The sequence below is a fragment of the Myxococcus sp. RHSTA-1-4 genome, assembly GCF_020037125.1.
Taxonomy (GTDB): Bacteria; Myxococcota; Myxococcia; order Myxococcales; family Myxococcaceae; genus Myxococcus.
This window is the reverse complement of the sequence record NZ_JAIQDG010000062.1, coordinates 17058-26357: the sequence shown is the minus strand read 5'-3', so window position 1 is coordinate 26357 and position 9300 is coordinate 17058. Positions and strand designations below refer to the sequence as shown.

At 72.0% G+C, this 9300-nt stretch carries 9 protein-coding genes; 5 read left to right on the top strand and 4 right to left on the bottom strand.

Going from position 1 to position 9300, the window contains the following annotated elements:
• Positions 1-45: 45 nt before the first annotated feature.
• Positions 46-531 carry a GAF domain-containing protein gene (locus K8638_RS42740; protein ID WP_223760543.1) on the top strand — a complete coding sequence of 162 codons (486 nt, stop codon included), beginning with the start codon at positions 46-48 and terminating at the stop codon, positions 529-531.
• Positions 532-576: 45 nt separating this feature from the next.
• Here the strand turns inward: K8638_RS42740 and K8638_RS42735 are convergent, their stop codons facing one another.
• Positions 577-1488: a pseudouridine-5'-phosphate glycosidase gene (locus tag K8638_RS42735; RefSeq protein ID WP_223760542.1), complete on the bottom strand. Its 912-nt coding sequence runs from the start codon at positions 1486-1488 to the stop codon at positions 577-579.
• Positions 1489-1586: 98 nt separating this feature from the next.
• On the opposite strand from K8638_RS42735, the gene K8638_RS42730 reads away from it, so the two are divergent.
• A complete protein-coding gene (locus K8638_RS42730) occupies positions 1587-2495 on the top strand; it encodes a DMT family transporter (protein ID WP_223760551.1) in 909 nt (302 codons plus the stop codon).
• A 27-nt stretch (positions 2496-2522) separates the two neighbouring features.
• On the opposite strand, the gene K8638_RS42725 is transcribed toward K8638_RS42730, so the two are convergent.
• The 3 genes from K8638_RS42725 to K8638_RS42715 are packed head-to-tail and all read right to left on the bottom strand — an operon-like array spanning position 2523 to position 6068.
• Complete coding sequence (locus K8638_RS42725) at positions 2523-4226, bottom strand: FHA domain-containing protein (protein WP_223760541.1); 1704 nt, start codon at positions 4224-4226, stop codon at positions 2523-2525.
• Between the two features lie 55 nt (positions 4227-4281).
• Complete coding sequence (locus tag K8638_RS42720; protein ID WP_223760540.1) at positions 4282-5457, bottom strand: DUF2314 domain-containing protein; 1176 nt, start codon at positions 5455-5457, stop codon at positions 4282-4284.
• A complete protein-coding gene (locus tag K8638_RS42715; RefSeq protein ID WP_223760539.1) occupies positions 5454-6068 on the bottom strand; it encodes a deoxynucleoside kinase in 615 nt (204 codons plus the stop codon). Before K8638_RS42715 ends, K8638_RS42720 begins: the two co-directional genes overlap by 4 nt.
• A gap of 235 nt (positions 6069-6303) precedes the next feature.
• Between K8638_RS42715 and K8638_RS42710 the strand changes: the two genes are divergently transcribed.
• The 3 genes from K8638_RS42710 (at position 6304) to K8638_RS42700 (ending at position 9234) form a co-directional block, all read left to right on the top strand.
• A complete protein-coding gene (locus tag K8638_RS42710; RefSeq protein ID WP_223760538.1) occupies positions 6304-7092 on the top strand; it encodes a 1-acyl-sn-glycerol-3-phosphate acyltransferase in 789 nt (262 codons plus the stop codon).
• A 12-nt stretch (positions 7093-7104) separates the two neighbouring features.
• Positions 7105-8490 carry a tetratricopeptide repeat protein gene (locus K8638_RS42705; RefSeq protein ID WP_223760537.1) on the top strand — a complete coding sequence of 462 codons (1386 nt, stop codon included), beginning with the start codon at positions 7105-7107 and terminating at the stop codon, positions 8488-8490.
• 132 nt (positions 8491-8622) lie between these two features.
• Complete coding sequence (locus K8638_RS42700) at positions 8623-9234, top strand: hypothetical protein (protein WP_223760536.1); 612 nt, start codon at positions 8623-8625, stop codon at positions 9232-9234.
• The last annotated feature ends 66 nt before the right edge of the window (positions 9235-9300 follow it).

Below are 9300 nucleotides of genomic sequence, written 5' to 3'. Positions count from 1 at the left end.
GGCCTGACGCTCCGGCGAAGGTTCCCCCCTGTCGAGGTCCTCATCATGGCGGAAGTCACCCTGGATCTGCGTGGCATGCCGAAGGCGGAGGCCTACGCGGAGTTGAAGCAGCACGTCCGAGCGGTGCTGGAAGGCATCGACGACCCCATCGCGGCCATGTCCACCATGAGCTGCCTGCTGCACCACGCCTTCGGGCACCTGTGGACGGGCTTCTACCGGGTGGTGACGCCGGGCAAGCTGCTGCGGGTGGGCCCCTATCAGGGCACGCTCGGCTGCCTGGAGATCCACTTCGGCAAGGGCGTGTGCGGCACGTCCGCGGCGAAGGGCGAGACGGTGGTGGTGGCCGACGTGCACGCCTTCCCCGGCCACATCACCTGCGACGGGCGCTCGGCGTCGGAGATCGTCGTCCCGGTGTTCGGGAAGAACCGCGAGCTGATGGCGGTGCTCGACATCGACTCCGAGCACAAGGGCACCTTCGACGACGTGGACCGCCGCGAGCTGGAAGAACTGATGAAGTGGTTCCAGCAGTAGCGCGGCGCCGAGGGGGCGCAGCGTCCCGCCCCCTTGTGTCGAGGCTCAGGCGCCCCGGGCGTAGGCCACGGCGAGCTGCCCGGCGAAGCGGGCGTTGTTGGTGAGCAGTGCCAGGTTGGCCTTGAGCGTCTTGCCGCCGGTGCGCTTCGCCATCTCCGACAGGAGGAAGGGCGTCACGTCCTTGCCCCGGACGCCCTGCCGTTCCGCGTCGGCGAGCGTGGAGGCGATGTGCAGCTCCACCTCGTTGCGCGGCAGGGAGGTCTCCTCGGGCGGAGGCACGGTGTAGAGCACCCCGCCCTGCCCGAGCGTCTCGAAGCGGGCGCGGGCGATGCGCGCGGCGGTGTCCACGTCGTCCACGCGGTGCTCCAGCTTGAGGCCGGAGCCCCGGCTGTAGAAGGACGGCAGCTCGTCCGTGCCCACGCCGATGACGGGCACGCCGGCGGTCTCCAGCAGCTCCATCGTCTTGGGCAGGTCCAGCACGGACTTGGCGCCCGCGCACACCACGGCGACGGGGTAGCGGGCCAGCGCGGCGATGTCCTGGGAGATGTCCCAGTGCTCGGAGGCGCCACGGTGGACGCCGCCGATGCCGCCGGTGGCGAAGACGCGGATGCCGGCGGCGGCGGCCAGCTCACAGGTCGCGCTCACGGTGGTGCCACCGGAGGCGCGGGTGGCCACGGCGACGGCCAGGTCCCTCGAGCCCAGCTTGAGAAGGCGCTCCTTCCCTTCCGCGAGCCGGCGCATGGCAGGCTCCTCCAGGCCGATGCACACCACACCGTCCACCACGGCGATGGCGGCGGGGACGGCGCCGGCGCGGCGGACGGCCTCCTCACAGGCGCGGGCGGCCGCGAGGTTGTCCGGGTAGGGCAGGCCCTGGGCCACGACGCTCGTCTCCAGCGCCACGATGGGTTGGCCAGCGTCGCGAGCGCGGCGCACCTCGTCCGAAAAGCGTAGGTCCATGGGCGCGCGTTTAACCCCGGGCGGGCATGCGGACAAGCGTGGCCGTGGGGAAACGTCGGCTTGCACGCCAGAGCGCCGCGCCCTATTCCCTCGCCGCCGTGTCCACCTCCGCTGCTTCCGCGACTCCCGCTCCCACCCGAGCCTTCTCCGCATCCGACCTGGCCATCATCGGCGTGGTCATCGTCTGGGGCACCAACTACACGGTGGTCAAGGAGGCGCTGGGCACCCTTCCCGCGCTGGCCTTCATGTCGCTGCGCTTCGCCATCGCCGCGCTGGCCATGGGCGCGCTGCTCTGGGCGGTGGAGGGGTGGAAGCCGCTGCCGGGGAAGGTGTTCCTCAAGCTCACCGCGCTCGGGCTGGTGGGCAACACCGTGTACCAGGTCTGCTTCGTCCTCGGGCTGGCGAACACGACGGCGGCGAACGGCGGGCTGCTCACGGCGGTGACGCCGGTGCTGGTGGCGGCCCTGGGGGCGCTGCTGGGCGTGGACAGGCTGACCCGGCCCGTGCTGACGGGGCTGTCACTGGCGGTGGTGGGCATGTTGCTGGTGGTGGGCGCGAGAGGTCCGGAGCTGGGCGCGGCGACGTGGCTGGGCGACGGGCTCATCCTGGCCGGCTGCCTGTGCTGGGCCATCTACACGGTGGGCATCCGCTCGCTGGGGACGGAGGTGTCCGCGCTGCGCATCACCGCCATCACCATGCTGACGGGCGCGCCGGGCGTGGTGCTCGCGGGGGCGCCGGCGGTGCTGGCGCTGGAGCCCGCGAGCATCGGCTTCAACGCCTGGGCGGGCGTGGTGTACTCGGCGCTGATCCCGCTGGTGCTCTCGTACTTCATCTGGGGGCGCACCGTGCAGAAGGTGGGCAGCAACCGCGCGGCCCTCTACAACACCGGCATCCCCGTGGTGGCCGCGCTCACCGCCTGGGCCGTGCGAGGCGAGCGGCCCACCCTCCTCCAGGCCCTGGGCGCGGCCCTCATTCTCACGGGCGTGCTGCTCAGCCGGAGGAAGTGAGGGGCGCGCTCCAACACGCGGCCCGACTCACCCGCGCCGGCCGCGCTCGACGGAGAGGCCGTACTCCTCGATTTTCTTGTCCAGCGTGGGCCGGCTGATGCCGAGCATCGCCGCGGCCCGGACCTTCTTCCCGCCCGCCTCCCGCAGCGCCTCGGCGATGGCGTCGCGCTCCAGCCGGGCCACGCGCTCCTGCAGCGTCTGTGGCCCGGAGGCGGCACCGCCCTCCTGTATCTCCGGAGGCAGGTGCAGCGCGCCCACCCGGCTCCCGCCATACAGCAGGCCGAGCCGCTCCCCTACCAGCTCCAGCTCGCGCACGTTCTGAGGCCACGCGTAGTCCACGAGCATCCGCCGCGCCTCGGGCCCCAGCGTGGGGGGCTCCTTGCGCACCCGCCGCGCGGCCCGCGTGGTGAACCCCTCCAGCAGCGTGAGCACGTCCGCCCGCCGGTCGCGCAGGGGCGGCACCTCCAGCTCGAATCCCGCCAGACCTCGCGCGAGCGACGCCTCCACCTCTCCCCGCGTGGCCAGCAGCGGCAGCGGCGCCGGCGCGGTGGCCAGCACACGCACGTCCACCGGCTCCTCGCCGCCCTGCCGCGCGGGAGCGGCTCTCCGAGCCAGCAGCCGCGCCAGCCGCTCCGCCGTGGGACGGGGCAGCGCCTCCACGTGCTGGAGCAGCAGCGCCCCGCCGTCGGCCCGCAGCAACGCGGAGGTCACCGGAGGCTGCCCCGGCGCGCTGGCCCGGCCGAACAGGGCCTCCTCCACGGCCTCCCTGGGCAGCCGGCAGTCCACCGTCACCACGGGCCCCAGTGCCCGGGGCGAGCGAGAGTGGACAAGGCGCGCCAGCAGTGTCTTCCCCGTCCCCGGCTCGCCGTGGACCACCACGGGCGCGGCGCTGGCGGCGGCCCGCCTCGCGGCGTCCAGCACGGCCCGCATCGGCCGGGAGGTGCCCTCCGGCGCCGGGGCCGGCGCCTCCGCCTCCGCCCGCGAGCGCACGGCCGTGTACGCCTCGCCCCCCAGCCGGCCCAACGCGGCCAGCAGCTGGCCCTCGCCCGCGGAGAAGGAGGGCTCGGCGCGAGTCACGTACACCACGCCGAAGGGCTTGCCCCCCGAGGCCACCAGCGGCGCGCACATCGCGTCCTCCGCCTGGACGAGCTCCTTGCGCTCCAGGGCGGCCCGGGCCATGTCCCGGGGCACCGTCAGCGTCTCCGCGCCCGCCACCGAGGCAGTGAGCTGGCCGGCGCCGCCTCCCAGCAGCGCCGCCGCCCGGTCCGCGTTGAGGGCGTGGGCCACCTCGTCCGCGAGCCGCCGCAGCACCATGGCCTCGCTGGTGGCGCCCAGCAGCGCCGTGCCCGCCGAGTACATCGCCGCCGCCGTCCCCACATGCGGCAGCACCTCTTCAATCGGCACGTGGCCGGGCGCCGAGGGCCCTCCGCCCACCAGCGTCACCGCCGGAGGCTCGAAGAGGGCCGTCGTCGTGCCCACGCGGACCTGGTCGCCCGGCTGCAGCGCCACCTCGCCGGAGATGCGCTCCCCGTTGACGAGCGTCCCATTGCGCGAGCGCAGGTCTCGAATCCATGCCTGCCCCTCGTGGAAGGTGATCAGCGCGTGACGGCGCGAGACCTGATCATCCTCCAGGGGGATTTCACACGACGGGCTGCGGCCGAGCGTCGCTTCCGTGAGCACCTCGTAACGGCGCCCCGCGGATGGACCGGTAAGCAGCAGGAGTGCGGGCATGATGGGGCGCGGAGCCTATCGTCCCCCGGGACGCGGGCAAGCGCTCCGCGTGGCCCTACATGGGCCGCTCCGCGTTCAGCAGCGCACGGATCTCCTTCTCGTCCAGCGTCCGGCCTTCCCGGGTGATGGCCAGCGCGTTCACCTGGGTCTCATCCACCTCCACGTGTGCGCCCTTGCGCCACTCCGTGGTGTGCACCGCGCCGTCCACCAGCTTGCCCACCACGCTGCCTTCGTCGCGGGTCATGACCTCCAGCCAGAGGTTCTCCACCACCGTGTTTCCGTCCGGGTGGGTGTCGAAGGGGGCACGCACCAGGAAGGTGAGCGGCTCCATCAGCCCCTTGCGCTGGAAGCGCGCCAGGAAGGCGGGCAGCAGCGCCTGGGCCTCGCGGCGCATGGCCTGCGTCTGCTCCTCCGGCTCCTTTTCGAAGCGCTCGCGGTACGGCGCCAGGAGCTGGGACGTGTTGTGCCGCCCCAGCGGCGATACCACGGAGAGGAAGAGGCCCTCGTGGCCCTCGAACGTCTCCAGGGGCACGCCCAGCAGGTTGGTGCGGGCCTCCTCGGAGGGCACCAGCATGAAGCTCTGTCCCTCGCTGGTGCCCACCTGGGTGCGCAGCGCGGGCCCCTGCCCGAAGGCCAGGTCGGTGCACAGCTCATGGAGGAAGCTCTCCGCCGCCAGCAGGTCGTCCTCCGCCAGGTGGAAGATCTCCAGGTCTCTCGCCCCGAACTTCTCCATCCCGTGCGAGTGGACCCACAGAGGCGTGTCGCCCTCCGTCACCTCCACCGCGTGCAGGTGGACGTGGTCCCGGATGTCGAAGTCCAGCTCGGTGATCTCCACCACGTCGTCCGGCTCGTGCAGCTTGAAGGCGGTGACGTCCACCAACACGCCCTGCACGTGCTCCAGCAGCGTGCGGACGGCCCACAGGGCCTCGAACACGGGCAGCGTGGGCTGCGCCCCGCCCGGCTCCACCGACAGCCGGTAGAACGCCTTGGAGCGCCCCAGCCGCTCGAAGGCCTCCGGGCTGCCACTGAAGACCTCCTTGCTGAAGCGCGGCAGGTGCTCCGCCCCCACCGTCAGCCGCACCTTGACGTCCGAGCTGTCCGCCTTCAGCGAGAAGCCCTGGCCGTCCTCGTCCGGGGTGAACTCCACCTCGTCCGTCGAGAACGACGCGCGCAGCGCCTCCATGGGCACCGGGCCATCCTGCTCGATGGCCAGCAGGTAGACCTCGATCACAGGTGCTTCTCGATCTGGCGGAACAGGTCCACGCGGTCCACCAGGTTGGTCAGGTAGTCGAGCTTGTCCGTGGCCAGCACGAGCACCGGCGACAGCCGGTAGCCGTCGAACCACTCCTCGTACAGGGCGTTGAGGCGCTGCAGGTAGCGGGTGGGAATGTCCTTCTCCATGGCGCGCCCACGCAGGCGGATGCGCTCGCGCAGCGTCTGCACGGGGCAGCGCAGGTAGATCATGAGGTCCGGGGGCCGCAGCGACTCGGAGATGGTCTCGTACAGCTCGCAGTACGTCTTCCAGTCGCGCTTGTCGATGAGCCGCTGCCGGTGGAGGTTCTTGGCGAAGATCTCCGCGTCCTCGTAGAGGGTCCGGTCCTGCAGGACGGTGCCGGCCGAGCGCTCGAGCTCCCGGTGCAGGCGGAACTTGTGCGTGAGGAAGAAGAGCTGTGAGCGGAAGGCCCACGTCTTCATGTCCTTGTAGAAGTCGGCCAGATACGGGTTCTGGTCGTTGGGCTCGAAGGACGGCGTCAGCCCGTACTTCCGGCAGAGGAAGGACGTCAGCTCCGTCTTCCCGGCGCCGATGTTGCCCGCGATGGCGATGAACTTTTTCCTGGCCACGCCACCCCTGCTTGTAACCCCGCCGAGCGGCGCGCACCAGAAACAACGTGTAGGTGGGACGTGGTAGAAGAAGTGCATGTCCCTCCACCGTCCCGCCCACCGCGCGCCCGGTGCCGCCGCCCTCCAGGGTAGGCCCGACCGCCCGGCCGCCTGGGAAGGAACATGGGCGGGGCATGCCCGGGGGCCCGGGCTTCTACCGGCCCGTCACGTCGGCCCCGCGGAGGGGGGCTGAGGGATGCGCAAGCTCTTTTGCATTTTCGTGGCCGGGGTGTGGACGCTGGTCTGCTTTCCGCTGGCCATCCTGGCGATGGTGTTGACGCTGAACCCCGCGAACTCGGTCTGGGTGGCCCGCGAGCTCTGGTCGCCGGTGCTGCTGTGGGCGGGCGGCGCGAAGCTGGAGGTCATCGGCCGGGAGAACGTGGACCCGATGCGGCCCACCATCTACGTGGGCAACCACCAGTCCACCATCGACATCCCCGCGCACTTCCTGGCGGTGCCGGTGCCCTTCCGCTACGTGGCCAAGAGCCAGCTCAAGTGGGTGCCGCTCATCGGCTGGTACCTGGCGCTGGCCGGCCACGTCTTCGTCAACCGCACCAACCGCTCCAGGGCCATCGCCTCGCTGGACGCGGCGGCGGAGAAAATCCGCGGCGGAACGAGCATCTTCCTCTACCCGGAGGGCACCCGCTCTCCGGACGGTCGCGTCCTCCCCTTCAAGAAGGGCCCCTTCGCCCTGGCCCTCAAGGCCCGCGTCCCCGTCTGCCCCGTCACCATCGAGGGCTCCGGCAACCTGATGCCCAAGAACTCCTGGAACATCACCCCCGGCCCCATCCGCGTGAAGGTGGGCAAGCCCATCGACACCACCGGCTTCGCCGAGGACGACCGCGAGGGACTCGCCCGGGCCGTGCGTGAGGTCATCATCGCGGACAGCCTGGCGCTCGGGGGCAAGGGGGGTGACGTGGAAGACGCCGTCGCCGCCGCCGGCCTCGAGGGCGTCACCACCCGTTCCCGCGCCTCCTCCATCTGAGACGTCCCCAACGTGAAGACGACCCGTCAATTCCTCTTCCGCCCCTGGGTCCGTGCCGCCGTGCTCGGCCTGGGACTGGCCACCGGCTGCACGCATACCGCGGCTTCCACCACCCCCAGCAGCCGGCCCCCGGACACCCGCGCCCGGGCCCGCGCGTACCTGGAGGAGAATCCGCCGGAGAAGGCGGTCGTGCTGCTGCGGGAGCTGCACCTCCAGGCGCCGGAGGACCTGGACGTGGCCCGCTCCCTCACGGAGGCCCATGTGAAGGCGGGCCGGACGGATGCGTGGATTACGGAGCTGCAGGGGCGCATCGCCGCGGGAGAGCGCGCGGTGGACCAGTACATGCTGGGGCTCGCCCTCTTCTCCCGGGCCCGGGACGCGGGCGCCCCAACGGTGGCCGCCTTCGAGCGCGCCATCGCCCTGTCGCCTGACACCGCCGAGTACCACTACCGTCTCGGCCTCGCGCGGCTGGAGTCCGAGCAGTACGCCGCCGCCGTGGGGCCGCTGCGCCGCGCCACCACGCTGGCCCCGGAGCGCACCGGCTGGCGCCTGCCACTGGCCAAGGCGCTGCACCGCACGGGCGAGGCCAGCGGCGCGGTGGAGGCCCTGGGCGCCGTGGTGCGCGGCCGCCCCTCCCCCGCCGAGGTGGCCACGGCCCGGGCGCTGATGGAGCAGATCGCCGACCCCTTCGCCGGTTTCCCGAAGACAGCCGAGGCGAAGCTGGAAGAGGGGCTGCGCTACCTGAAGGACCTGGACGCCCCGCAGCACGCCATCCTCTCCTTCGAGGAGATCCTCCAGGACTACCCGGACCTGGCGGTGGTGCATGCGCTGCTGGGGCTGGCCTACCAGCGCCTGGACGACGCCGGGCGCGCGGTGGACGAGTTCAAGCAGGCCATCGAGCGCGCCCCCCGGGACGGGAAGAACCACCTGTACCTGGGCGAGCTGTACCTGTCCCGCCAGCGCACGGACGCGGCCCAGGCCGCCTTCGAGAAGGCCGTGGCGCTCCACCCGCTGCTGGACGCCGCCTGGTTCCAGCTTGGAGACCTCCACCTGGAGCGGAGGGACCTTGGCGCCGCCCGCGAGGCCTTCGCCGTGGCCATGTCGCTGGCACCGGACGCCCTCCCGCCGAGGGGCAAGCTGGCGCTCGTGTACCAGCTCGAGGGCGACTACCCCGCCGCCGAGCGGGAGCTGCGGTACGTGGTCGAAAAGGACCCTGAGAACATGGAGTTCACCCTGCGCCTGGGGCTGCTCTTCACCGAGCAGGCGCTGAAGGCGTCCCGACCGGAGGCGCGGAAGACGGCGGCCGGGGAGGCGGAACGCTGGCTGAGCAAGGTGCTGGAGGCGCAGCCGGAGAACGCGGTGGCCTCCCGGGCCCTGCAGCAACTCAAGGCGCAGTAGCCACCGGCGGGCCCTGCCCTCTACACTCGGTGTCCGATGAGCGACGGTCGCAAGCCCTCTTCCCCCGGCACGCAGGCTCCGCGGACAGCGTCCAACCCCGGCACGCAGCCGAGGACGCCGACCAGCCCGGGCATGCCCCGCGCACCGTCCACGCCCGGCATGCCGCGCACGCCCACCAACCCCACGGGGATGCGCGTCATGACGGCCGCGCGGGCCGAGCCCCTGCAGAAGGAGAAGGTGGAGGGCCCCCTGGGCAAGCGCCTCGCGGGCGAGGCCTCCAACCAGCTCCTCAACGCCGTCTCCGTGCTGAAGGAGTTCGTGGCGGACTTCCGCCAGCGGGATCGGTACTTCAAGTACAAGGCCTCCATCGTCGCAGGCTGGCTGGTGATGTCGGCGGCCAGCTTCGCCATCGCCTGCCCCGGCAGCAGCGTGCAGACGGGTGACATGGACGCGCGCCTGGTCCTCAGCGACAAGCTGGACCGGCCCTCCCTCACCATCTGGAACGAGAGCGACGAGCCCTGGCAGGACATCGTCGTCACGGTGAACGAGCAGTACCAGGCGGCGGTGCCGTCCGTGGCGCCCGGGGAGTTCATGACGCTCACCCCCAAGCAGCTCATGGGCACCACCGGCGCGGCGCCCGCGGACCTGCGCTTCACCTCGCTCCGGATGCGCAGCCGGAACGACAGCGCGGACCTGACGGAGGACCTCCGCAAGGAGTGGGAGCGCCTCCAGGGCAAGCGGTAGCGGCTGGAAACACGAAGGGCGCCCTCCCTCGTCGGAAGAGCGCCCTCGCGTTGCCCCCGGCCCCTC

Bases quoted from the DNA above. Each gene is read 5' to 3' on its own strand.
- K8638_RS42735 (WP_223760542.1), bottom strand. From the start codon at position 1,488: ATGGACCTACGCTTTTCGGACGAGGTGCGCCGCGCTCGCGACGCTGGC.
- K8638_RS42710 (WP_223760538.1), top strand. From the start codon at position 6,304: ATGCGCAAGCTCTTTTGCATTTTCGTGGCCGGGGTGTGGACGCTGGTC.
- K8638_RS42700 (WP_223760536.1), top strand. From the start codon at position 8,623: ATGCCCCGCGCACCGTCCACGCCCGGCATGCCGCGCACGCCCACCAAC.
- K8638_RS42740 (WP_223760543.1), top strand. From the start codon at position 46: ATGGCGGAAGTCACCCTGGATCTGCGTGGCATGCCGAAGGCGGAGGCC.
- K8638_RS42725 (WP_223760541.1), bottom strand. From the start codon at position 4,226: ATGCCCGCACTCCTGCTGCTTACCGGTCCATCCGCGGGGCGCCGTTAC.